Genomic DNA, 24,352 nt, shown 5'->3' with positions numbered 1-24,352 from the left:
GTTTTTAAAAGGGGAGAAAACAGGTGAAAGAAGAAACGTTCTATTTAGTAAGAGAGGATGTACTTCCAGATGCGATGCGAAAAACGCTTGAAGTCAAAAAGCTTCTCGATCGCAAAAAAGCGGATTCAGTTGCCGATGCTGTTCAAAAAGCGGATTTAAGCCGCAGTGCTTTTTATAAATACCGAGATGCTGTTTTTCCATTTTATACAATGGTGAAAGAGCAGATCATCACATTGTTTTTCCACCTTGAGGACCGGTCTGGGGCTCTGTCAAGGCTGCTTCAAATTGTGGCTGACTCTGGCTGTAATGTGTTATCCATTCACCAAACGATTCCGCTGCAAGGAAGAGCGAATGTCACCCTATCGATTAGTACGGCAGGTATGGCAGATGATATTAACACCGTCATGAATCAATTAAGAAAGCTCGAATTTGTCGAAAAAGTCGAAATTCTAGGTTCTGGGGCGTAAAAGGAGAGATCATAGCAGATGAAGCAATTAACTGTAGGTTATTTTGGACCAGAGGCAACATTTACTCATTTGGCCGTATGCTCTTGTTTTCCAAAAGATGCAGTGCAGCGTGCCTATGCAACGATTCCGCAATGTATGGATGCTGTGTCAAAGGGCGAAGTCGATTTGGCGGTCGTTCCACTTGAAAATGCACTCGAAGGATCTGTGAACTTAACGATTGATTATTTAATTCATGAAGAAGCGTTGTCCATTGTGGGGGAGATGACAGCACCGATACGGCAGCATTTGCTTGTCCACCCATCAAGAGCGGAGAGCTGGGAGACGTTAGATGTCATTCAATCACATCCTCACGCGATTGCCCAGTGTCATCAATTTCTGAAAAAACAGTACCCTCATATTCCTCACCGGCCAGTGGAATCAACAGGCTATGCAGCAAAATACATCAGTGAGCATCCAGATGAAGCTGTCGGGGCTATTGCCAATGAAATTGCCGCAAAAACGTATGGTTTGACGATTGCGAAAAAAGACATTCATGATTATCCGCACAACCATACACGCTTTGTGATTTTACATAAAGATCCTAACGCATCGTTCCCAATGAATTCTGGTTTCTCATCAAAGCCAAAAACGACCATTGTGGTCAGTCTGCCTAAGGATGACCAATCAGGTGCATTGCACCGCGTGCTGTCTGCTTTTTCTTGGCGGAATCTTAACTTGTCAAAAATTGAATCTCGTCCGACAAAAACAGGTCTTGGACATTATTTATTTATTATTGATATCGAAAAAGAAATGGATGATGTCCTAGTCCCTGGTGCGATTCAAGAATTAGAAGCGATTGGCTGTGAGGTCAAGCTGCTCGGCAGCTATCAAACATATGAATTAACGAATGAAAAATAGTGTCCCATACCGGACACTATTTTTTTAGTCTTTTATTAAAAACCCAGCATCATCCAGCGCTTGAATGGCTTGGTCAAGCTGCTTTTGGCTGTAAGAAGTGAGAGTATGCAAATGTACGCCGTCTGTTAGTTCTGACAAGTAGGACGCGCCGGTGTTAGAAATATGATGGACAAAATCAGCGACTTGTTTCCGTGTGCTGACGCGAATGGAGGCCGTTAGTTCACCATAAACAGGGTGCTCAATGATCACATCTTTCACCGTCACTCCAAAGTCTACAATCAAGGTCAGTTCCTCTTCTGTGCGAGCAGGATCATGCTTACAGGCGATGATTTGTTCAATTTCTCTTTCTGGCGCATGCTGCGCTGCCATATACACATAGCCTTGGCTTGTGGCAATAATGGGTTCATTTTTTGCTTTTAATAATGAAATATCTTGTACAATTACTTGTCGAGAGACAGCCGCTTTTTTAGCTAAAAAGCTTCCAGTAAGCGGTGTGTCTGTTTCTTTCAGCCACTCTAAAATGGCGGTTCTTCTTTCTTCGCCAATGAGTTTCCTCTCTTGCTCCACGTCCTAAGCTCCCTTCTTCTCCTTTTGCAAATGCTCAAATGTATGCAAAAGCTGATCGATGTCATCTTTTGATGACTGCCATCCAAATGATAGTCGAATAAATTGAAGGGCATCACGATCTGATACACGCAATGCCTTCACAGCAGGGGAAGGATGGTGATAACCAGAAGCACATGCGCTTCCAGTTGATAGACAAATCCCATGCCGGTTACATGCTAACATTACATATTGTCCTTCAAACCCTTCAAAAAAACAACCAATAATATGAGGCAGCGTACGGCGATTGTCATTGTCCTGAAGTGTACGAACTGGCAGCTGTCTGATTTTTAACTGCTGAAGAAAATAATCACGCAGCTGTTCATCTAATTTTTGCTGTTCATCCAGCCTAAGCATTACTTGTTCACTTGCAGCAGCAAAAGCACCGATACACGGAACATTCACTGTCCCTGGACGTAAGCCATTTTCCTGAACTGCTCCTGTATATAAAGGTTTCCAAGGAACATGAGCGCCCATATAAACGGCACCAGCGCCTTTAGGAGCATACACTTTATGACTTGAGATGGACACGGCATCGACTCCAAGTTCTTTGATGGACACACGTATCTTTCCAAATGTTTGCACAGCATCTGTATGAAAAAGAATGTTCCTTTCTTTTAAAAGAGGTGCTAACTCAGCAAGCGGCTGGATAATCCCTGTTTCTGAATTAGCATGCTGAATAGATACGAGTCCTGTTTCAGGCAATAATGCTTTTTTGAGAATGTTCTCTGTTATGATTCCATCCTGATTCGGTTCAATGATCGTGACTTTTACGCCAAGACGCTCTAAGCTGCTAACTGCATGATGAACCGAAGGGTGCTCGACTGAAGTTGTGATGACATGCTGTTTATGTGCTGGTAGTCCATTGATGATCGATTGAATCGCAAGGAGATTGGATTCAGTTCCACCGCTTGTAAAGTAGATCCCATCTGGTTCACCCTCGATCATGGCAGCGAGTGATTGTCTGCTGTAAGTCAATATGTCATTTGCTTTTCCCCCAGCATCATGAAGACTGCTTGCATTTCCGTAGAAATTTTTACTCAGCTGCTCAAAAACATGCAGTGCTTCTTCTGAAACAGGTGTAGAAGCTGCGTAATCTAAATAAACCAACCTATCCATCTCCCGTGTGAAAATTTTTTCTTGTATTTATTTTAGTGTTGTGTAATGATATGTGTCAAGACAGGTGTAAATGACAGGAGGGGCAATGGTGTCATCAATCAAAAAAGTTATTGTGGTGGGATCAGGCATTGCAGCGCTTTCCTTTGCAAGAAATATCTCGAAAAACTGCCAGGTCATCATGATGACAAAAAAACAATTTTCATCTAGTAATTCCATGCTGGCACAAGGTGGAATTGCTGCTGCCTTTTCAGCACATGATTCAGCTGAGCAGCATGTGCAAGATACACTAGATGCTGGCTGTGACCACAATGATGAAAGAACCGTACAAGAAATCGTGAGACTTGGAAAACATCTTGTGCAGCAGCTCGTAGCAGATGGATGTCCATTTGATCAAGATGAAGCGGGAGAGCCGCAATTAGGCAAAGAGGGGGCACACACCACTCATCGCATCTTGCATGCAGGAGGAGATCAAACAGGGAAAACCCTTGTACAGTATCTGAAAAGTCAGCTCGGCTCACATATTCATTTATATGAATATCATCATGTCATTGATCTATTGCTTCATGAAGGGACATGCAAGGGTGTTGTCTGGAAAGACGAGACAGGACACGTACAAACAATGACCGCAGATGCCGTTGTTTTATCAACAGGCGGCTGCGGCTCCCTATATGAGACAAACACAAATGATCCTTCTGTCACAGGAGACGGACTGATGATGGCCTATCGAGCAGGTGCGCAATTAGTGGATCTAGAATTTGTTCAATTCCATCCAACTCTTTTGACAATCGATGGAAAAGCAGTTGGTCTCATTTCAGAGGCAGTACGGGGAGAGGGAGCTTATTTAGAAGATGAAACAGGCAGGCGGATCATGAAAGGTATTCACCCACAAGCTGATTTAGCACCTAGAGATGTGGTCGCTAGAGCTATTTTTCATGAGCAGCAATTAGGCCATCAATTGTATCTTAACATCCATGATATTCCGCATTTTTCAGCCCGTTTTCCAGCGATAGATGCGATGTGTCAGCGTGCAGGTGTCAATATGGCGAGCGGCAGGCTGCCAATTTCCCCGGGTATGCACTTTTTAATGGGCGGTATCAGTGTCAATGAATATGGAGAAACGACTGTTCCAGCGCTATTTGCCATTGGAGAAGCGGCCTGTACTGGCTTACACGGTGCGAATCGATTGGCGAGTAATTCTCTTCTGGAAGGTCTCGTGTTAGGCAGCAAAGCGGCACAAAGAATTGAACAGCTGCCTAAACAGAAAGAAACAAGTCCACCTTTTTCTATTCAAGAAATATGGATGGTTCCAATGATTTCAAAGGATCAGCTGAGACAATGGATGACTACATTTGCAGCCATTGTGAGAGATGAAAAGGGCTTGCAGACTTTGCTTCATACGTTACAGCAAGTCACTTTTCAGCAAATTAATGTGAAGGATATCACAAATGAACAGATCGAATTAAGCAATCAATGGGCATTAGCGGTTTGCCTTGCTAAATCTGCATTACTCCGTACAGAAAGCAGAGGAGGACATTATCGAATGGATTATCCAGAGCGAAGCGATGCGTTGTGGCAGGGCAGGCAGATTGTTCATGAAAAAGGTCATATTCATATCATGAAAAATGAAAGGATCGGTGCCAAATGGAACGTTTACAGTTAAAACAAATGCTCACTCATTTTTTTACAGAGGATATTGGCTTTGGAGATGTATCAGCTGATGCCATCTTTGGAGACAAGAAAGGAACAGCTCTTATCATTGCGAAACAATCTGGTGTATTGGCAGGATCACAGCTGATTGATATAGGGTACCGCCTGTTGAATGAACAGATTCAAACTGAGCTGTTTTTTCAAGAAGGTGATTGGATTCAATCAGGCGCTGTACTGGCGAAAATAAAGGGCCCAGTCAACGACTTATTAAAAGGAGAACGGGTCATTTTAAATCTATTGCAGCGAATGACAGGTATCGCCACCTTAACGCATGAGGCGGTGCAGCGATTAGGTGACCCGTCTATTACGATTTGTGATACGAGAAAAACGACACCCGGCTTGCGTATGTTAGAGAAATACGCAGTGAAGACAGGCGGTGGAAAGAATCATCGCTTTGGCTTATCAGATGGGGTCATGATTAAAGATAATCATATTGCCGCATGCGGCTCTATTCGTGAAGCGGTAGAAAAAGCAAGAGCATATGCTGGTCATATGGTGAAAATTGAAGTGGAAATTGAATCAGAAACGCAGCTAATGGAAGCCATTGATGCAAAAGCGGATGTCATCATGTTTGATAACTGCTCTCCGGACGAAGTAAAACGTTTTAAACAAATGACGCCAGAGTCCATTCTGACAGAGGCTTCAGGGGGCATTACGCTAGAGACATTGCCAAGCTACAGGGGGACAGGAGTCGACTTGATTTCACTTGGTTTTCTCACACATTCTGCTCCAGCATTTGATTTTAGTATGAATATGGAATTTTGTCATAAAGGGGGAACAACTTATGTCCATGCTTAATGTATTAGCCAATCAACATGCAGCCATGATGCCAGATGAATATAAACACCGCTCTGATGATGAAATGAAGCAGCGAGTGTTAGAAATCAAGCGGGCTTTTGGATCAAAGCTTTTTATACCGGGCCATCATTATCAAAAGGATGAGGTCATCGAATTTGCAGATGCAACAGGAGATTCATTGCAGCTGGCACAAATAGCTGCTGACAATCACGAGGCTGAATACATTGTGTTCTGCGGTGTTCACTTTATGGCAGAAACGGCAGATATGCTGTCAAACAAGAATCAAAGCGTCGTATTGCCAGATATGAGGGCAGGCTGTTCCATGGCAGATATGGCAAACATGAAACAAACAGACAGAGCATGGGAGCAGCTCACTGATCTGTTTGGAGATACAATACTTCCGCTTACGTATGTCAATTCAACAGCAGATATTAAAGCATTTGTCGGCAAGCATGGCGGGGCGACTGTTACTTCATCAAATGCTAAAAAAGTACTCGAGTGGGCGATGACGCAAAAAGAGCGGATTCTGTTTCTCCCTGATCAGCACCTAGGGCGTAATACGGCTTTTGATTTAGGTATTCCGCTAGAAGAAATGGCTGTCTGGGATCAGATAGAAGAAAAGCTCATCACCGATCAGCCGCTTTCCCGGATCAAGATGATTTTATGGAAGGGCCATTGCTCCGTACATGAGAAATTTACCGTTCGGAATATAGAAGAAATGAGAAAAAAAGACCGTGACATTCAAATTCTTGTCCATCCTGAATGCACGCATGAGGTCGTAAGGGCTTCTGACCTAGCAGGTTCAACGAAATTTATTATTGATACGATCAAACAGGCGCCAGCAGGCAGCAAGTGGGCGATTGGAACAGAGATGAATTTAGTCAAACGGATCATAGCGCAGCACCCAGATAAACAAATTGAATCCCTTAACCCAGATATGTGTCCATGCTTGACGATGAACCGGATTGATCTGCCTCATTTGCTATGGTCTCTTGAAAGCATTGAAAAGGGTCAGCCGGTCGGGTTGATACAGGTCAATGAAGACATCACGAAAGACGCTTTGCTTGCACTCGAGAAAATGCTCGCCATTAAATAATGATCTGCCCCTCCTATCAGAAAACAAGTTTTTATCATATCGGCTTGTAAATAGGCATAAATTTATGTTGAAACATATTGTACTTCTGACATAACCGTTACGTTCACGTTTTGCATAGGAGGGGAAAACGTTGAAAATTCATATTGTGCAAAAAGGAGACTCCCTTTGGAAAATTTCAAAGAAATACGGAGTCGACTTTCAAGAATTGAAAAAACTAAATTCTCAGCTCAGTAATCCTGATTTGATCATGCCGGGTATGAAGATTAAAATTCCATCTAGTGGTGTTCCTGTGAAAACAGATCATCACAAAGCAAAAGAAATGCCAAAAACGAAAGAACATCCGTATGTGAAAGAAAAGCCAAAAGATGTCGTGCAAGTGCAAGATACAAAACCGAAAGAAAAGCCAAATGAACCGGTACCTTATGTACCGCCAGTGCCAAAGATCGAGCAGCCAGTTTTTCCGCAAGTCGATGTGAACTATTATCAGACCAATCTCTACCAGCCATTCACGCCTCCTCCCAAAAAAGATCATTATGAGAAAAAAGATCACGTTCACGAGAAAAAAGATCACAAGGATCATTTTCATCATGAGAATAAAGACCATAAAGATAACAAGGGTCATTTCCATCATGAGAATAAAGACCATAAAGATAACAAAGACCATTTTCACCATGAAAATAAAGGTCATCTAAAAGATGAAGTGGCAAAGGGATATGACCCGTTTATTCATATTCCGCATCAAAAAGAGGAGGGAAAAGACATGGAGCATGGCAATTACCCAAACCTTCCTAACTTCCCGCAAATGCCAAATGTGGGAGGGGTAGCGGTAGGAGGAGTGGCTGAAAATAACGAGCATCATCACCAGCACCATCATCATGAACCATATGATCCTTATTTTGGTTATGGTCATGGTCATTACATGCCGGCGATGTATCCATATCCGCAGCAAATGGTGCCGGCATCACCAATTTTACCGGGATCAGGCCTATGTTATCCTATCCATCCATATTATCACCATCATATGATGCCATATCCATACCCGGCTCACCCATATTATCCTGCGTATCAAGCGCCTGCTTACTACGGGGAAAATCATGAGCACCATGCAAACGACGGACATCACTGGCATCACCATATGCATTCAAACGCCAATGCAAATGCCAATGCAAATCAAGGCTTTTATCCAAACGTCTCAAATGCAGCATACGGCAAGGAAGACTGCGGATGTGATGATGGAATGAAGCATCATCAGCCTTGGCCAGGACATTATCCGAATCCTGTTCCTTATGGCCAAATGGGTGCTTATCCTGCTCAGCCTTATATGCAGCCATATCCAGGCCAATCCGTATTTGCAAGGCCGGAGGAGGAAGAAGAGGATTAATGACAGAAGGAACGATCTCAATCGTTCCTTTTTTTGTTTATAACTGACAGCTTGATTTTCTTCCTAACTGTACATGCTAAAACAGAGCCTGTTTCGCGCTCATGAGATTGAATTTGTACAGGGGGTTTTTCGTTTGAGACAAAAATGGCAAAAAACAATCGCATTAGTGCTTCTTCCTATTGGGTTAACAGCATGTGGTACAAATGACAATGCAGGTGTAGATACAAGGCATAATCAATCAGGTCAGCCGGTCGGATATCATTCGAATAACCGTGCAGATGACAATAACCAAGATCATCAAGGACCAGTTTCTGAACTCATGGAAGGGATGAGCGGTGGGAATACAACGAATGTTGATTATCGCACCCGTCCTCAAGCCGATGATCGAATGCCTCTTGCAGGTGGAGATGGACGCTACAGTCATGGAGATATGAACTATCATAACCAAATGTCGTTCTCAGGCTACGATAAACAAGAGAACATCCAGCGTTCAAGAAAAATTGCCAACCGCGTCAATAAAATGAATCACGTGGCAGACTCTCAAGTCATGGTGACGGATGAGAATGTGTATATTGCCATTAAATCAGATGGCCGCCTGACGTCAGAAGGCGTATCACAAGTAGAAGAAGCAGTGACTCGTTATGCGGATGGAAGAGCAGTCCAAGTCATGAAAGATGAAGGTGCATTCACACGCTTTAGAGATATGAGAAGAACGCAATTTGAAACAGGACAAACAGGCATGACCCGATAGTTTGACACAAAAAGGCTAAAGTTCATCACGAACTTTAGCCTTTTCTTAAAAATAAACCTTGATGCCTATATAAAATTCGTAAAAGAAATAACAGCCAAACCCTAATAATAAAATACCAGCAATAATGGATGTCCACTTGATCATCGTCCGATTCATCACTTTTCTTGTTAAGGATACAAGGGTGAGTAGACCAATGTCATGAAGGAGAATCCCTGCCAAAATACCGCCGGCAGCCAGCATAAATTCAGATGAATCTGTTTTTGTATAAGCATCTGCAAGTACAGCACCAAAAACAGAAACCCAGAACACAAGATTTCCAGGAGATACCGCCACAAGCAAGCCGTTTCGATATGTTTTCGCGAATGATTTATTGACCTTTTCTCCTGCTAAATGGATATCTTGATCCGCATTTTTAATGGAATCGTATGCGAGAATCATTAAAAATACAGCTCCGATCAGCCAGAGCGGGATTTGAACAAACGGCAAAGATAAAAACTGAGCAAATCCAGCATATAAAGCCAAGATGAGTAATAAGTCTATGGTCATACCGCCTGCTCCGACAGTTAAACCATGAAAAAATCCGTTTTTCAGTCCCTGTTTTGTCATTTCAACCGTGATTGCTCCAACAGGCAGAGCAATTGAGAATCCTACGACGATAAATGTGAGAAATGTTTGCAATCGACTAGAACTTCCTTTAAATAAATTGTATAAAAATTCTCCGTTTAGATTAATTATACATAATAGGAGAAAAGGATCAATGATTATTTCAGATTTGATTGAAATGAGAGAGATAGATGATGTATAGAAGACTGTATATCAACATGATCTATAACGCTTGTAGGGGAAAGGAACTATTTTCCTAAATCTTCTTTTCTTCATGATGTCTCTATGCTACACTGATGTGGAAATCAATAAAAGTGACTAGGGGTGCCCGTAAATGGGCTGAGAGAGAAGCTTAAACTTCTTAACCCTTTGGACCTGATCTGGCTCGTACCAGCGTGGGGAAGTTAAAGATGATGCATGTATCATATCAATGATATGCATGTTTATTTCTGACGACGAAACCAGGTTCTTTAAATAGAGCCTGGTTTTTTGCTGGTGCTGATTCCATCCTGTCCGGTGACAAGAAGAAAAGGAGAGAACAGCAAATGAAAGAAAAGAAAAGTGTCCCATCCAACCAATCATTGTTATCCAGCTTTGACGGCAGCCATAAGGTGTATGAGAAAGGATCAAGACCCGATATCTTAGTGCCAAAAAGAGAGATTACGCTCTCACATACTGTGACAGAGGCGGGCGACATAAAAAATGAACCCGTCCGTGTATACGATACGAGTGGACCGTACACCGATGAGAACGTTCATATTGACGTCACAAAGGGGTTAAAGCGTCTTAGGGCAACATGGATTGAAGAAAGAGGAGATACAGAAAGCTATGAAGGGCGTCATGTAAGACCGGAGGATAATGGATACCGTTCAAGGGAGAAGGAGTCCATCCATTCTGTCCAAACTGATTTTCATCATAAGCCGCTCCGCGCGAAACAAGGTGCATGTGTGACGCAAATGCATTATGCCAAAAAAGGTATCATTACGCCTGAAATGGAGTTTATCGCAATAAGAGAAGAGCTAAGCCCTGAGTTCGTTAGAGAGGAAGTGGCGAGCGGAAGAGCCGTCATTCCTTCGAATATTAACCATCCAGAAAGTGAACCAATGATTATCGGAAGGAATTTTCATGTCAAAATCAATGCGAATATTGGCAATTCAGCTGTCACATCATCCATTGATGAAGAGGTTGAAAAAATGACATGGGCGATCAGATGGGGGGCAGATACAATGATGGATCTGTCTACTGGAAAGGATATTCATACAACGAGAGAATGGATCATTCGGAATTGCCCAGTCCCAGTAGGAACCGTTCCTATTTATCAGGCCCTTGAAAAAGTGAATGGAGTCGCAGAAGATTTGACGTGGGATGTGTACAGGGACACATTAATTGAACAAGCGGAGCAAGGTGTAGACTATTTCACGATTCATGCTGGCGTGCTGTTAAGATATATTCCGCTCACTGTCGATCGGGTGACTGGAATTGTTTCAAGAGGCGGTGCAATTATGGCAAGATGGTGTCTTGCTCATCATCAAGAGAATTTCCTCTACACTCACTTCGAAGACATTTGTGAAATTATGAAAAAATATGATATCGCCTTTTCACTTGGAGATGGACTTAGACCAGGCTCGATTGCTGATGCCAATGATGAGGCGCAGTTTGCAGAGCTGGAAACGTTAGGTGAGTTAACAGAGATTGCTTGGAAACACGATGTGCAGGTGATGATTGAAGGACCCGGACATGTCCCAATGGATAAAATCAAAGAGAATGTGGACAAGCAAATGGACATTTGCAAGGAAGCACCATTTTATACGTTAGGGCCTCTTACAACAGATATCGCGCCGGGGTATGATCATATTACATCCGCGATCGGTGCGGCCATGATCGGCTGGTACGGTACAGCAATGCTATGCTATGTAACGCCAAAAGAGCATTTAGGTCTGCCGAACAAAGAAGATGTGAGAGAAGGCGTGATCGCCTATAAAATTGCGGCACATGCCGCTGATCTAGCAAAAGGACATCCTGCGGCTCAAAAGCGCGATGATGCTTTATCGAAAGCGAGGTTTGAATTTAGGTGGCGGGACCAATTCAACCTGTCACTTGATCCAGAAAGAGCCTTGGCGTTCCATGATGAAACATTGCCTGCCGAAGGCGCTAAAACCGCTCACTTTTGCTCGATGTGCGGACCCAAGTTTTGCAGTATGAAAATTTCTCATGATATCCGTAATCAATCTGAAGAAGTGAAAAGAGAGATGGAAAAGAAGGCGAAGGAGTTTGTGAGCCAAGGAAGTCAAATTTATCAGCCATAAAAAAGAACCTCGCACGATGCTGTGCGGGGTTTGATCAAACCGCTGAAAAGGCTTTTCTTAAAAGGTGAAAAAATGCCTTTGCTGCATATGCCATCATGTCCACACTTGGAATGAGAGCATCTGTTAAATGAAAAAAGACTGTTTTTCTTTCTGGAGATGTTCGTTTCTCTTTCTGCTTCATCAAGGGCAGCCTCCTTTTTAACTAATATACTTCTTTGCAGATATGAGAGATAGATATGTTGTGTGAATTTAAACAAAATTTAAACTTCTTGGGTTTGAATGGAAAGAAGGAGGGGAAACGAGTTGAATAGAGAATGAATGAAAAGAGCTGATCTATTTGACCAGCGAACAAGAAGAGTGGAAGGTGATCTTATGATGAAAGTATTTAAGGTAACATTTCATATGAACAATGGGGAAGTGCTTGATTTCGAGCTCAAACGTCCAGCTACCTATGATGTGTATAAAAAAATTGAAGAAGCCAATCATTGGTTTAAGCTGAATAATGAAATCATTAATCTATTAAACGTCAATAGTATCCATGTAGAAACAGAATAACAGCAAAAAGCCGCTCAAAAGAGAGCGGCTTTCGTTATGCAGAAAAATCATTCCGATTATTAAGCTGCCCGCGGGACAGCCAGTTCTTTTTATACAAATAAGCAATCACTTCTAGCCACAGACGCGGTGCTTTTTTAGGGAAAAAAGGTTTTTGGTAATAAGCATAAGCAGCTTTTAAATCATCCCATTGATGACATGCTTTCGTTTGCGTGAATCTGGCAACGTCAATGACTCTGATCCGTCCTTCTTTAGTTAAGATCAGATTGCGCAGATGGATATCAGAAGGATTCAATCCTTTCTCGCGCGCTTCCTCCAGCGCATCATCGACTTGATTGATCATTTGTTTTTTAATAGGAATTCCTTTTGTAAGGCATTCATAGAATGTGTAGCCTTTAATATATTCCATTAAAATATACTGATCCCCAGACTCATAAATCTCAGGGTAGTAAGACGAACCAGAAAGTTTTTCGTAAATGGCAGCCTCTTTGCGGGCAATATGCTGATAAGAAGGGAAAAAGACTTTTAGTGCCATTTTCTTGCCGTCTTTTTTGTATAAAAAGACATAGGCACTTCTTCCTTTGCCGCACAGTTCAAGCTCTGCTGGTTTATAGGCAAGCTTATGAAAACGTTTCTCTTCATGATACTGAATCGATTCGGCTAATCTTTTGACATCTGACATTGACTTCACCTTCTTTGGTTTCAGTTTATGCGGCTGAAAAACGAATGATGAAAAAACGTGTCACTCGATAAAGCAATGGATTGTATAAAACATAACATTTACGAATGAAGGATACAACGAAAGACTCTTACCATACATTTGAATCATCGATTTGGTTAATGTTTAGAAAAATGGGTCAAACTACATATGTCATGCATCGATCTCATGTTCTAAAGAGGTGTAAATAGTGAAAGTGAAGATGAAATGTTTCGTTACAGGACTTATCATGACAAGTGTGCTTTTTTTCGCTGCGGATATGGAAGGGAAAGAACACTTGCAAAAGCAGTCAAACTCTATCACCGTCCAGCTTGAAAAAGTCTATTTAGACGGCGATGTGAGTATTGAAAGACACCGGGCATCATTAGAAGACAAAGACACATTCTGGGCGCAGTATAAAGGCTGGACGCTGGTAGAACAAAAAGAGGATTTTGCCCTTTTTAGAAAGCAAATTGATGATATCTCTCCATTAAGTAAAGCAAATGGATATATCGGATTATCAGAGGACGGTGTGATTTCTACGTTTCATGGAAGGCCTGACGGCTGGGCGGAGCCTATTCATCTCTTTTTTCAAATTGATACGTCCCGTTTAGAAAGTCATGTGGAAAAACAGCTTGAGCAAGGTATTCCTTTTCGAACAAAGGATGAATTTGAGCATGTGCTTGAAGTCATGAAGCCTTACCGAAATGAAATATCGTTTTAAAGCATGTAACAGCTTGCTGGTGTGAAGACCGCAAGCTGTTTTTCGTGGTTTCATGATAAAAATGTACTGAGCGAACGTATGTTAACTTTTATTGCGGTTTTCTCTTCGATTTATGTTACAATGAAGAACAGTCAAAGAGGTGAAAACGGTGATAGAGTTTGTAAAAGGGACCATTGATTATGTGTGCCCGCAATATGTTGTCATTGAAAACGGCGGAGTGGGATATCAAGTCTATACCCCAAACCCGTTTATCTATCGAGTAAATAAACAAGAAACGATTTATACGTATCATTACATAAAGGAAGACGCATTTTCGTTATACGGTTTTCAAACACGAGAAGAAAAAGCGCTGTTTACAAAACTGTTAAATGTCACAGGAATAGGGCCAAAGGGCGCTCTCGCTATTCTTGCTTCCGGTGATCCTGGCGCTGTCATTTCAGCGATAGAACGTGAAGATGAAGCGTTCCTGATTAAATTCCCAGGTGTGGGCAAAAAAACAGCACGTCAAATCATTTTGGATCTAAAAGGAAAACTTGCAGATGTGGTACCAGAAATGATTGGCAACTTATTTAATCACGAGGACCACATTCAGGTTGAAACGCAGCAAACTGCATTAGATGAAGCGCTTGAAGCCTTGAGTGTCCTTGGATACGGTGATCGTGAAATTAAAAAGGTTCTTCCATTTTTAAAAGAAGAAAAGAATCTTACAACCGATCAATATGTGAAAAAAGCTTTACAAAAAATGTTGAAATAGGGTGATGTCTCATGGATGAACGGCTCGTCTCAACTGAAGCAGACAACCATGAATCAGCCATTGAGCAAAGTCTGCGGCCACAGACACTTAGCCAATATATCGGTCAGCAAAAAGTAAAGGATAATCTCAGCGTTTTTATTGAAGCTGCCCGCATGAGGCAGGAAACGCTTGATCACGTCCTTTTATATGGACCTCCTGGACTTGGGAAAACAACACTTGCGTCGATCATTGCCAATGAAATGAATGTTCAGCTGCGTACAACGTCAGGACCAGCCATTGAGCGTCCTGGTGATTTGGCGGCCATCTTAACATCTCTTGAGCCAGGCGATGTATTGTTTATTGATGAAATTCACCGCTTGCAGCGCTCAATTGAGGAAGTGCTGTACCCAGCAATGGAGGATTTTTGTTTAGATATTGTCATTGGAAAAGGAGATACAGCACGCTCTGTACGGCTTGATTTACCGCCATTTACGCTTGTAGGTGCAACGACCCGTGTCGGGCTGTTAACTGCGCCGCTTCGAGATAGGTTTGGGGTACATGCAAGATTGGAATACTATGAGCAAAGAGATTTGGCTCACATTGTGGCAAGAACAGCCGAGCTGTTTGAAATTGGGATCGATATTCGCTCTGCCGAGGAGATTGCGAGACGTTCCCGGGGAACACCGAGGGTTGCCAATCGTCTGCTCAGAAGAGTAAGAGATTTTGCGCAGGTGCTTGGGAATCTTGCTATTACGCAGGACATTGCGGAAGATGCCCTTGAGCGTCTTCAAGTCGATAGGCTTGGCCTCGATCATATAGACCATAAGCTACTTTTAAGTATGATTGAAAAATTTAGAGGCGGTCCTGTTGGGCTTGATACGATCTCAGCGACAATTGGAGAAGAATCACATACGATTGAAGATGTGTACGAACCGTACTTGCTGCAAATTGGTTTCCTGCAAAGAACACCAAGAGGGCGGGTCGTCACAAGAGAAGCGTATGAACATTTTCAAATGGAGGTTCCGATTCGTGACTGAATTCCCTAAAATATTAATGATTTTAGGTGGTGTCCTTTTTGCCGCAGGATTAGTGTTTCAATTGGTTGGTAAGCTTCCAGGTGATATTTTTGTAAAAAAAGGAAATGTAACGTTCTTTTTTCCTGTCATTACATGCATTGTCATTAGCATCGTACTAACCATATTACTGAATATCTTTGGACGGATGAAATAACGTTAACTAGTTAACTACAGAATAGGTGAAGGAAATGAAGCTAGAACTATTTGATTTTGATTTACCAGAAAGATTGATTGCCCAAGTGCCGCTTGAAAAAAGAGATGCATCAAGACTGATGGTCTTAAACAAACAAACGGGTGCGATTACACATGATACATTCTCACAAATCATCGATTATTTTCAAAAAGGTGATTGTCTCGTTCTAAACAATACTCGCGTTTTGCCTGCACGATTGTTTGGGATGAAAGAGGATACAGGTGCCAAAGTTGAGCTGCTTCTCTTGAAGCAAGAAGAAGGAGACAACTGGGAAACACTTGTAAAACCAGCGAAACGGGTGAAAAAAGGGACGGTTATCACTTTTGGTGATGGACGGCTCAAAGCGGTATGTACAGAGGAAATGGAACATGGTGGAAGAAAAGTCGAGTTTCAATATACAGGCATTTTTTATGAAGTGCTTGAATCCCTTGGTGAAATGCCGCTGCCTCCATATATTAAAGAGCAGCTTGACGACCGTGAACGCTATCAAACCGTTTATTCAAAAGAGGTTGGTTCCGCTGCTGCCCCAACGGCCGGTCTCCATTTTACAACCGAGCTGCTGGATGCGCTGAAAGCGAAAGGTGTTCACATTGCTTTTATTACGCTGCACGTGGGGCTTGGCACGTTTCGTCCGGTAAGTGCAGAACGTATTGAAGAACACGAAATGCATGCAGAGTTTTATGAAATGAATGAAGAAACAGCTGATGAGCTCAATCGCGTTCGCAAAGAAGGCGGACGGATTATTTCAGTCGGCACAACGTCAACAAGAACGCTTGAAACCATTGCAAGCGCACACGATGGTGAGTTCAAAGCCTCAAGCGGCTGGACGTCGATCTTTATTTACCCTGGCTACACATTCAAGGCAATTGATGGCATGATCACAAATTTCCATCTGCCAAAATCCTCGTTAATTATGCTTGTCAGCGCATTAGCTGGACGAGAGCACGTACTAAAAGCGTACAATGAGGCTGTGAAAGAGGAATACCGATTCTTCAGCTTTGGCGATGCCATGCTGATTCAATAACATCATACAACAAAGACAGGAGGGCTCATTTTTGTCGCAATTACCGATACGTTATGAGTTCATTAAATCATGCAAACAAACAGGTGCACGTCTTGGCCGCGTTCATACACCGCACGGCTCTTTTGAAACACCTGTATTTATGCCAGTAGGTACACTGGCTACAGTCAAAACAATGGCGCCTGAAGAATTAAAGGCAATGGATGCAGGCATCATCTTAAGCAATACGTACCACTTATGGCTCCGTCCAGGCCACGATATCGTAAAAGAAGCAGGCGGTCTGCACAAATTTATGAACTGGGATCGAGCCATTCTAACTGATTCAGGCGGATTCCAAGTTTTCTCATTGAGTGAATTTAGAAAAATTGAAGAAGAAGGCGTTCACTTCCGTAATCATTTAAACGGAGACAAGCTGTTCCTATCTCCTGAAAAAGCCATGGAGATCCAAAATGCGCTTGGTTCTGATATTATGATGGCATTTGATGAATGCCCGCCATATCCTGCAGAGTACGATTACATGAAACGTTCTGTGGAGCGGACAAGCAGATGGGCAGAGCGCTGTCTAACAGCGCACCAGCGTCCAGAGGATCAAGGGCTGTTTGGAATTGTCCAAGGCGGAGAATACGAAGAGCTTCGAAAACAAAGTGCAAAAGACCTTGTTTCACTTGATTTCCCAGGCTACGCCATCGGAGGCTTATCTGTAGGGGAACCAAAAGATGTGATGAATCGTGTACTTGAGTTCACTACACCATTTTTACCGGCAGACAAACCAAGGTACTTAATGGGTGTCGGCTCGCCAGATTCCTTAATTGACGGCGCCATTCGCGGTGTAGATATGTTTGACTGCGTACTGCCTACGCGAATTGCAAGAAACGGTACCTTAATGACAAGTGAAGGCCGTCTTGTTGTGAAAAATGCAAAATATGAGCGTGACTTTAGACCAATCGATGAGAACTGTGACTGCTATACATGTAAAAACTATACACGCGCCTATATTAGACATCTCATCCGAACAAATGAAACGTTCGGAATTCGATTAACAACTTATCATAATCTTCATTTTCTGTTAAAATTAATGGAGCAAGTGAGAGAAGCTATCCGTGAGGATCGTTTAGGTGATTTTAAAGAAGAGTTTTTTGAGCGTTATGGCTTTAACAAACCGAATGCGAAAAACTTTTAACGCATAAACGAAAGGCTTTACAATGCTTTAGAAAGGGGTGAAATAGAATGGATGGTGGTATGGGTTCAATCATTATGATTGTTGTCATGTTTGCTGTGCTTTACTTCTTGTTAATCCGTCCACAGCAAAAGCAACAGAAAGCTGTGCGTCAGATGCAGCAATCTTTATCAAAAGGCGATAAAATCGTCACAATCGGTGGTTTACACGGTGAAATCGACTCAATTGATGAATCAAAAGTGGTCATCAAAACAAGCGAAAACAACCGTTTAACTTTCGATCGCCGTGCTATTAGAGAATTAGCTGACAAAGGCTAACCCTCCGATACATAGCAATAAAAAAAGAGCGATATGAACCGCTCTTTTTTTATTTACCTCGAAGATTGACGCCAATCATTCCCCCCAGCATACAAATGCCTAAAAATGCCCCATGATAGATGAACTGCTCTGGTGAAAACGTTTTTCCAAACCCCAAATATTGAAATAAAAATACAGTGAGAGAAAAAATGATAGATGTGATCGCACCAATTAGCCAGCCGCGCTCCTTTGCTTTCCCGCCAGAAATGATGCCTCCTAATAACAGGGCAACAAAGGACAAAATCATAATCATCCATTTAAATGATGATTCCTGCATACTTGTGAATGTAAGCATGAGCGACACAAGTAAACTTGTGACAACCATCACGACAAAAATGGCAATTAATCCGGATAAAATGCCTTTTCCAATATGTTTTGTTTCTTGCATGTGATTTGTCTCCTCTCCAATTGACCGAAGCTTGTCTTTTACTAAAATGTATTCAGAGTGGAGAAAAAATAGACATGTTTCAGACGTTTCTTTTCTACATAAATAAAGTGTTTTGACACAAGCTATGTTGGAGAAGGAGGGTTTACATCACATGCAGGACATCTTGATCATTTCCATGAGAACCATCATTTTATATTTTCTAATTTGGTTTATCTTTCGCTTAATGGGCAAAAGGGAAATTGGCGAGCTGAGTATTTTAGATCTAGTCATTTTTATGATGATTGCAGAAATTGCGGTTCTTGCCATAGAAGAAGTAGAGGATCACATGTTACATACGGTATGGCCAATCCTGCTGTTAACCTTCATTCAAATCACACTTGCCTATCTCTCATTGAAATTCCAAGGCGTCCGGCGCTTTCTTGACGGCAAACCGGTCTTGCTCATCATCAATGGCAAAATAGACGAGGGTGCGATGAGAAAACAGCGATACAATTTTGATGACCTGCTCATTCAATTAAGAGAAAATAACATCGACAGTATTCAGGATGTCTCTTACGCTATTTTAGAGCCGTCTGGAAAACTCGCCGTCGTCGAAAAAGAAAACAAGCTCAAACATGCAGCGCTTGAGCTTCCACTTGTTGCGGACGGTGTAGTGCAGCATGATCACCTTAAGCAAATCAATCAAAATGAACAGTGGTTGAAAGATGAGCTTGCTGAAAGAGGTTACCATGATATCGAGCAAATCTCTTACTGCAGCTTTAATCAAAAAACATTTTATATTGATTTGAAAGATGAAGTGATCAAAAAGAGATGAGCTAAAACAGCTTCCCAATGAACGGAATGCGTCGCAGCTCTTCTCGTTTCACTAGTCCTAGGCAGATTAATAGAATGACATACAGCATGCACGTAACAAAGATGAGTGTTACAAGTTCAATAGGAGCAGAAAAGAGTCCGTTTACTTGAGATTTCAGCCAAAGGCTGACAGCCCCCGTACCGATAATCACAAGGACGCATAGTCCATATTCCTTTAGTGGTAAATGAATAGGCAGCACCTTTCCAACAGTTGCCGCATGGAGCAGTGTGACAAGGATGATGCCGATTAAGATCGCAAGTGCTGCGCCCATGATGCCAAAGCCAGGCTGTGAAGCAAGAACAAAAATCATCCCTGTTTTCACAATTGCTCCGATCAGGCTGTTGGTCATCGCCGCACCAGCTAAATTGAGTGCTTGAAGCACGGCTTGAAGGGGCCCCTGAAAATAATATAGAAGGAAAAATGGCGCCATGAATTTCACATAAATAGCCGCATGCGACGAACCATACATAAAGAGCGTTAAATCTTCTGCGTAAACGAAAAGAATAATACATGAAATGCCTCCGCTGAGTAAACAAAGGCGCATCGCCTGCTTCAGCCGGTATTCGACCGTTTTACGTTTATTCTGCTCCATGCCTTCACTGATCGCCGGAACTAATGCAGTGGAGAGTGAATACGTAATAAAACTAGGCAGTGTCAAAAGGGTCAGAGCAAGCCCGGTCAACTCCCCGTACTGCCTTGTCGCCTCAACAGCCGCATATCCAGCAATGGCAAGACTTTGCGCGACAACAATCGGCTCTAAAAACCACGAAATATTCCCGATAAAACGGCTGCCTGTTGTTGGCAGGGCAATGCTCATCAGCTGCTTAAATGTGTCCTTCCCGTCATGAATCGCCTTAAAAAATCGTTTTCGAATACGAATGGTCTTTTTATAGCGAAAGGCGATCAGTAAGTAAGCAAGTGAAATCATCTCTCCAATCACAGATGACACCATCGCACCTGCTGCCGCAAATTCAATCCCGTAAGGAAGGAAAGCCGTTGTACATACCGCGACTAATGAAATTCTTGCGACCTGTTCCAGAACTTGAGACATCGCTAGCGGACTCATTTGCTGTCTGCCTTGGAAATAGCCTCTTAACACACTGGAAATGGCGATGACTGGTACGACGGGTGTAATGGCAAGCAGTGGATAGACCGTTCTAGGGTCTGTCAGCATATTTTCTGCCATGATGGGCGCAAACCATAAGAAGAGCGGCGTGAAAATCAGGCTGAGTGTTCCTGTTATCGCAAGAGACATGACCAGAATACGTTTTGTTTTCTGTTTGTCACCCCGGGCTTCTGCTTCTGCGACAAGCTTACTAATGGCGACAGGCAGTCCGAATTGCGTGAGCGTCACGGCGAGAAAAAAGGTAGGTGCAGCCATCATATAAAGCCCGACCCCTTCTTCGCCAATGAACCTCGCAATGACAATTCGATTGACAAAACCCAATATTCTCGTGATAAAACCTGCTAAAATTAAAATAATGGTCCCCTTTAAAAACGTTTGCTTCGTCAAATCACAGATCACCTGCCTTCTCAAACGACATAGAATCATATACAATAAGATATGCGTGTATATCGTCCAAGCATGACAAGTCTCTCGATAAAAAACTGAAAAGGGGGAGCTACGCAATGACACAACATCCAGCTGCTATTTACAAAGACCATTTAAAGCCTTTTCTGTTCAGTAAGCTTGAAGAATTCATCGTTTTGGGCTATAAAGATGTAGATTTAGAGGAATTATGGTCATACTTAGAGAATAAGAAGTGGAAGAAAAAACAAGAGTATCCGATTCATGAAATGGTTGCAGATATCTTATCTGTGAAAATAGGCGAATTTATGAACTATGCAACCGTTCAGTCGTTTAAAACGTCTGCTTTTTTGGACAGTGAAGATGGCAAGAATATGCTTGATGAACTGTTAAAATAAGCCATCTTAATGGATTCAGGTGTTTAAGGAGGAAATACATAATGAAAAAAGGGCGCATTCTTGCGTTTTTCTTAGTGGTTCTGTTAATCGGAACTGGCGTGGGCTTACTAACAAAGCCTGTTGCGAAAGATATGACGCTAGGGCTGGATTTACAGGGTGGATTTGAAGTCCTGTATGATGTACATCCAGTGAAAAAAGAGGACAAGATCACAAATAGTGTTCTCGTTAGTACAGTGGAGGCTCTTAACCGAAGAGCAAACGTGCTTGGTGTAAGTGAGCCGAACATTTCGATTGAAGGCAACAACCGTATCCGCGTGCAGCTTGCGGGTGTAAAAGATCAAAACAGAGCAAGGGAGATTCTTTCCACTGAAGCACAGCTATCCTTCAGAGATACGAATGATAAAGAACTCCTAAACGGGGCTGACCTAGTCGAAAACAGTGCAAAACAAACATTCAGTCAAACGAATGAGCCAATTGTGACGGTTAAACTAAAGGATGCGAAAAAATTTGGTGACGTCACAAGAAAAGTAGCAGCGATGGCACCAAATAATCAGCTTGTCATTTGGCTTGATTACCACAAAGGAGATTCCTTCAAAAAAGAAGTCTCAAAATCAAACCACAAGTATGTATCTGCACCAAATGTGAATCAAGAGATTAACAGCAGTGACGTACAAATAGAAGGAAAGTTTACTGTCCAAGAGGCAAAAGACCTTGCGAGTATTTTAAATGCCGGGGCATTGCCAGTGAAATTAACAGAAAAATATTCCACATCTGTGAGTGCACAGTTTGGTGAACAAGCACTGAACGAAACAGTGTTTGCAGGAATAGTAGGAATCGCATTTATCTTCTTATTCATGCTGTTTTATTACCGATTACCTGGCCTAATAGCTGTCATCACACTTTCAGCTTATATCTACATTACGCTGCAAGTGTTTGACTGGATGGGCGCGGTTATGACACTGCCTGGAATTGCCGCACTCATTTTAGGGGTAGGGATGGCTGTCGATGCCAACATTATTACTTATGAGCGGATTAAGGAAGAGCTGAAGCTCGGCAAATCAGTCCGTTCTGCTTTCAGATCAGGGAACCGCAGATCATTTGCGACTATCTTTGATGCTAACTTAACAAGTATTATTGCCGGCGGAGTGCTGTTCTTCTTCGGGACAAGCTCTGTAAAAGGATTTGCAACAATGCTCATCCTCTCGATTTTAACAAGCTTTATCACAGCTGTTTTCCTATCAAGATTCCTTCTCGGTCTTCTTGTTGAAAGCCGCTATCTTGACCGGAGAAAAGGCTGGTTTGGTGTTCGTCAAAAAGACATTATGAACATTCATGAAACAACAGAAACCACCGAGCCAAAAACACCATTTGATAAGTGGGATTTCGTCAGCAAACGTAAAGGATTTATGATTTTCTCAGCTACTATCACCATTGCGGGAATCATCGTTCTTTCCATCTTCAAGCTGAATGCGGGAATCGACTTTACAAGTGGAACTAGAATTGATATTCAAAGTGATCACAAGCTGTCAACTGAACAAGTCGAGCAAGACTTTAAAAAGCTTGACCTTGAGACAGACAGTGTCGTGTTATCGGGTCAAAAAGAGAATCAGGCAGCAGCGAGATTTGTCGGTGTGCCGAACAAAGAAAAGATTGCTGAAGTGAAAGATTACTTCAAAGATAAATACGGAACGGAGCCAAACGTAAGTACAGTGTCTCCGACTGTCGGAAAAGAACTTGCCCGTAATGCGCTATATGCCGTCATCATTGCCTCCATCGGGATCATTTTATATGTATCCGTCCGATTTGAGTATAAGATGGCGATTGCGGCAATTATTTCGCTGCTATATGATGCGTTCTTTATCGTGGCCTTCTTTAGTATTACGCGCCTAGAGGTGGATGTCACCTTCATTGCCGCGATCCTCACGGTCATTGGGTACTCGATCAACGATACGATCGTTACCTTCGACAGGGTTCGTGAGCAAATGAAGAAACGTAAACCGAAAACCATTGAAGATCTATCGTACATTGTGAACTTAAGCTTACAGCAAACCTTTACGCGATCTGTCAACACGGTGCTGACTGTACTTGTCGTTGTTGTCGCACTGCTTATCTTCGGATCAGCGTCGATTACAAACTTCTCCATCGCCTTACTTGTCGGCTTATTAACAGGGGTGTATTCATCCCTTTATATCGCGGCACAAATTTGGCTGATGTGGAAAGGCCGCGAGCTGAAAAAACCAGCTAAGATAGATACAGATCAAGATATTTAATCTGGAAAGACTGCCTTCTCGGCAGTCTTTTTCTATTGAAAAAACATTTCGGGTTTCATTGATCTTAAAATGGTCTTTTGCTATAATGACTTACGTTTAGATCAGTATAGAAAGCGGGTGTCTGTTTAAGGCATTTTGCTTTATTCATTGGAGGGGCTGTGATGAAGGTTCGGGAAACTGAACTGCCAGGTATCGGTCATAAAGCCGAAATGATCACAAGAAATAATGAGAAACTTGCCATCATTACACATAATGACGGCAGAAGAGAAATGTATCATTTTCAGGAGGACGACCACGAAGAAACGATTTCTGGTATCCTGCTAAACGATGAAGAAGCAAGACAAATTGCGGCTATTTTAGGCGGCATGGTCTATAAGCCGAAAGCGCTTGAAACCGTAGAGGTAGCCATTGATGATCTAGTGATTGAATGGTTTAAAATTGAGAAGAATGCACCAGCTGTTCAGAGAAGCATCGGTGAACTCAATGTCCGCCAAAACTATCAAGTAACAGTCATCGCCATTATGAGAAAATCACACGAGAAGATTTTAAATCCAGGACCAGATACCATCATCGAAGAAGGGGATACCCTTGTTATTTCTGGAGAAAGAAAAGAATTAAAGAACCTGATTAAAGAAAAACTCAGCAGCTGATGAAGCCC

Annotated in this window: 27 protein-coding genes and 1 riboswitch; of the genes, 20 read left to right on the top strand and 7 right to left on the bottom strand. The window is 42.3% G+C overall.

The features are described 5' to 3' along the window. The first annotated feature begins 23 nt into the window (after positions 1–23). Positions 24–467, top strand: coding sequence for an ACT domain-containing protein (locus tag MHI46_RS12645; protein WP_008342790.1), 444 nt, complete (start codon positions 24–26; stop codon positions 465–467). An 18-nt stretch (positions 468–485) separates the two neighbouring features. After that, complete coding sequence (gene pheA, locus MHI46_RS12640) at positions 486–1,364, top strand: prephenate dehydratase (protein WP_024423155.1); 879 nt, start codon at positions 486–488, stop codon at positions 1,362–1,364. 24 nt (positions 1,365–1,388) lie between these two features. Here pheA and MHI46_RS12635 read toward each other — a convergent pair whose 3' ends face one another. Both MHI46_RS12635 and MHI46_RS12630 read right to left on the bottom strand, forming a co-directional pair. After that, entirely contained in the window at positions 1,389–1,931 is a 543-nt protein-coding gene (locus MHI46_RS12635; RefSeq protein ID WP_041086449.1) for a transcription repressor NadR, read from the bottom strand. A 3-nt stretch (positions 1,932–1,934) separates the two neighbouring features. Then, on the bottom strand, positions 1,935–3,086 hold the full coding sequence (locus MHI46_RS12630; RefSeq protein WP_313902601.1) for an IscS subfamily cysteine desulfurase: 1,152 nt from the start codon (positions 3,084–3,086) through the stop codon (positions 1,935–1,937). Positions 3,087–3,171: 85 nt separating this feature from the next. On the opposite strand from MHI46_RS12630, the gene nadB reads away from it, so the two are divergent. From nadB to MHI46_RS12605, 5 genes are all read left to right on the top strand, one after another. Then, entirely contained in the window at positions 3,172–4,746 is a 1,575-nt protein-coding gene (gene nadB, locus MHI46_RS12625) for an L-aspartate oxidase (RefSeq protein WP_260774539.1), read from the top strand. Beyond that, positions 4,728–5,591: a carboxylating nicotinate-nucleotide diphosphorylase gene (gene nadC / locus MHI46_RS12620; RefSeq protein ID WP_212044081.1), complete on the top strand. Its 864-nt coding sequence runs from the start codon at positions 4,728–4,730 to the stop codon at positions 5,589–5,591. Before nadB ends, nadC begins: the two co-directional genes overlap by 19 nt. Further along, a complete protein-coding gene (gene nadA / locus MHI46_RS12615; protein ID WP_039180349.1) occupies positions 5,578–6,687 on the top strand; it encodes a quinolinate synthase NadA in 1,110 nt (369 codons plus the stop codon). Before nadC ends, nadA begins: the two co-directional genes overlap by 14 nt. 130 nt (positions 6,688–6,817) lie before the next feature. Beyond that, positions 6,818–8,068 carry a SafA/ExsA family spore coat assembly protein gene (safA, locus tag MHI46_RS12610; protein ID WP_260774535.1) on the top strand — a complete coding sequence of 417 codons (1,251 nt, stop codon included), beginning with the start codon at positions 6,818–6,820 and terminating at the stop codon, positions 8,066–8,068. Positions 8,069–8,201: 133 nt separating this feature from the next. Continuing rightward, a complete protein-coding gene (locus MHI46_RS12605) occupies positions 8,202–8,819 on the top strand; it encodes a YhcN/YlaJ family sporulation lipoprotein (protein ID WP_260774532.1) in 618 nt (205 codons plus the stop codon). 45 nt (positions 8,820–8,864) lie between these two features. Here the strand turns inward: MHI46_RS12605 and MHI46_RS12600 are convergent, their stop codons facing one another. Then, a complete protein-coding gene (locus MHI46_RS12600) occupies positions 8,865–9,497 on the bottom strand; it encodes a LysE family transporter (protein WP_024423148.1) in 633 nt (210 codons plus the stop codon). Between the two features lie 235 nt (positions 9,498–9,732). Then, a riboswitch (TPP riboswitch) is annotated at positions 9,733–9,841 on the top strand. Between the two features lie 126 nt (positions 9,842–9,967). Between MHI46_RS12600 and thiC the strand changes: the two genes are divergently transcribed. Then, positions 9,968–11,728, top strand: a complete 1,761-nt coding sequence (gene thiC / locus MHI46_RS12595; RefSeq protein ID WP_260774529.1) for a phosphomethylpyrimidine synthase ThiC — start codon at positions 9,968–9,970, stop codon at positions 11,726–11,728. 34 nt (positions 11,729–11,762) lie between these two features. Here thiC and MHI46_RS12590 read toward each other — a convergent pair whose 3' ends face one another. Further along, positions 11,763–11,909 carry a hypothetical protein gene (locus MHI46_RS12590; RefSeq protein ID WP_180272418.1) on the bottom strand — a complete coding sequence of 49 codons (147 nt, stop codon included), beginning with the start codon at positions 11,907–11,909 and terminating at the stop codon, positions 11,763–11,765. Between the two features lie 191 nt (positions 11,910–12,100). Between MHI46_RS12590 and MHI46_RS12585 the strand changes: the two genes are divergently transcribed. Then, positions 12,101–12,283 carry a hypothetical protein gene (locus MHI46_RS12585; RefSeq protein WP_008342761.1) on the top strand — a complete coding sequence of 61 codons (183 nt, stop codon included), beginning with the start codon at positions 12,101–12,103 and terminating at the stop codon, positions 12,281–12,283. A 34-nt stretch (positions 12,284–12,317) separates the two neighbouring features. Here the strand turns inward: MHI46_RS12585 and MHI46_RS12580 are convergent, their stop codons facing one another. Further along, positions 12,318–12,962 (bottom strand): serine/threonine protein kinase, encoded by a 645-nt coding sequence (locus MHI46_RS12580; RefSeq protein WP_059375678.1) that lies wholly within the window; start codon positions 12,960–12,962, stop codon positions 12,318–12,320. A 238-nt stretch (positions 12,963–13,200) separates the two neighbouring features. Here MHI46_RS12580 and MHI46_RS12575 point away from each other — a divergent pair, with 238 nt between their 5' ends. The 7 genes from MHI46_RS12575 to yajC all read left to right on the top strand — a co-directional run bounded on the left by MHI46_RS12575 (position 13,201) and on the right by yajC (position 18,218). Then, the gene (locus tag MHI46_RS12575) at positions 13,201–13,701 is read left to right on the top strand and encodes an intercompartmental signaling factor BofC (RefSeq protein WP_073979823.1); all 501 of its coding nucleotides are present in this window, start codon (positions 13,201–13,203) and stop codon (positions 13,699–13,701) included. Positions 13,702–13,849: 148 nt separating this feature from the next. Continuing rightward, complete coding sequence (ruvA, locus tag MHI46_RS12570; RefSeq protein WP_144464190.1) at positions 13,850–14,455, top strand: Holliday junction branch migration protein RuvA; 606 nt, start codon at positions 13,850–13,852, stop codon at positions 14,453–14,455. A gap of 11 nt (positions 14,456–14,466) precedes the next feature. Continuing rightward, positions 14,467–15,471 (top strand): Holliday junction branch migration DNA helicase RuvB, encoded by a 1,005-nt coding sequence (gene ruvB / locus MHI46_RS12565; RefSeq protein ID WP_144464188.1) that lies wholly within the window; start codon positions 14,467–14,469, stop codon positions 15,469–15,471. Beyond that, on the top strand, positions 15,464–15,664 hold the full coding sequence (locus MHI46_RS12560; RefSeq protein WP_012010741.1) for a DUF2905 domain-containing protein: 201 nt from the start codon (positions 15,464–15,466) through the stop codon (positions 15,662–15,664). The genes ruvB and MHI46_RS12560 overlap by 8 nt, the downstream gene beginning before the upstream one ends. Before the next feature lie 34 nt (positions 15,665–15,698). Further along, positions 15,699–16,727, top strand: coding sequence for a tRNA preQ1(34) S-adenosylmethionine ribosyltransferase-isomerase QueA (queA, locus tag MHI46_RS12555; RefSeq protein WP_064497874.1), 1,029 nt, complete (start codon positions 15,699–15,701; stop codon positions 16,725–16,727). A gap of 31 nt (positions 16,728–16,758) precedes the next feature. Further along, on the top strand, positions 16,759–17,904 hold the full coding sequence (gene tgt / locus MHI46_RS12550) for a tRNA guanosine(34) transglycosylase Tgt (RefSeq protein ID WP_034321314.1): 1,146 nt from the start codon (positions 16,759–16,761) through the stop codon (positions 17,902–17,904). A 47-nt stretch (positions 17,905–17,951) separates the two neighbouring features. After that, positions 17,952–18,218, top strand: a complete 267-nt coding sequence (gene yajC, locus MHI46_RS12545) for a preprotein translocase subunit YajC (RefSeq protein WP_008360993.1) — start codon at positions 17,952–17,954, stop codon at positions 18,216–18,218. A 49-nt stretch (positions 18,219–18,267) separates the two neighbouring features. Here yajC and MHI46_RS12540 read toward each other — a convergent pair whose 3' ends face one another. Further along, positions 18,268–18,645: a TIGR04086 family membrane protein gene (locus MHI46_RS12540; RefSeq protein WP_039180321.1), complete on the bottom strand. Its 378-nt coding sequence runs from the start codon at positions 18,643–18,645 to the stop codon at positions 18,268–18,270. Between the two features lie 151 nt (positions 18,646–18,796). Between MHI46_RS12540 and MHI46_RS12535 the strand changes: the two genes are divergently transcribed. Then, positions 18,797–19,459, top strand: a complete 663-nt coding sequence (locus MHI46_RS12535) for a DUF421 domain-containing protein (RefSeq protein ID WP_342502837.1) — start codon at positions 18,797–18,799, stop codon at positions 19,457–19,459. A gap of 1 nt (position 19,460) precedes the next feature. Here MHI46_RS12535 and spoVB read toward each other — a convergent pair whose 3' ends face one another. Beyond that, entirely contained in the window at positions 19,461–21,011 is a 1,551-nt protein-coding gene (spoVB, locus tag MHI46_RS12530) for a stage V sporulation protein B (protein ID WP_047203350.1), read from the bottom strand. Between the two features lie 116 nt (positions 21,012–21,127). Between spoVB and MHI46_RS12525 the strand changes: the two genes are divergently transcribed. The 3 genes from MHI46_RS12525 (at position 21,128) to MHI46_RS12515 (ending at position 24,344) form a co-directional block, all read left to right on the top strand. Continuing rightward, positions 21,128–21,424 carry a post-transcriptional regulator gene (locus MHI46_RS12525; protein ID WP_003216788.1) on the top strand — a complete coding sequence of 99 codons (297 nt, stop codon included), beginning with the start codon at positions 21,128–21,130 and terminating at the stop codon, positions 21,422–21,424. A 41-nt stretch (positions 21,425–21,465) separates the two neighbouring features. After that, entirely contained in the window at positions 21,466–23,694 is a 2,229-nt protein-coding gene (secDF, locus tag MHI46_RS12520) for a protein translocase subunit SecDF (RefSeq protein ID WP_039180313.1), read from the top strand. A 161-nt stretch (positions 23,695–23,855) separates the two neighbouring features. Beyond that, positions 23,856–24,344, top strand: coding sequence for a cation:proton antiporter regulatory subunit (locus MHI46_RS12515; protein ID WP_058838998.1), 489 nt, complete (start codon positions 23,856–23,858; stop codon positions 24,342–24,344). Positions 24,345–24,352 lie beyond the last annotated feature (8 nt).

The organism is Bacillus sp. FSL K6-1000, from assembly GCF_038630785.1.
Taxonomy (GTDB): domain Bacteria; phylum Bacillota; class Bacilli; order Bacillales; family Bacillaceae; genus Bacillus; species Bacillus safensis.
This window is presented reverse-complemented; position numbering and strand designations above follow the sequence as displayed.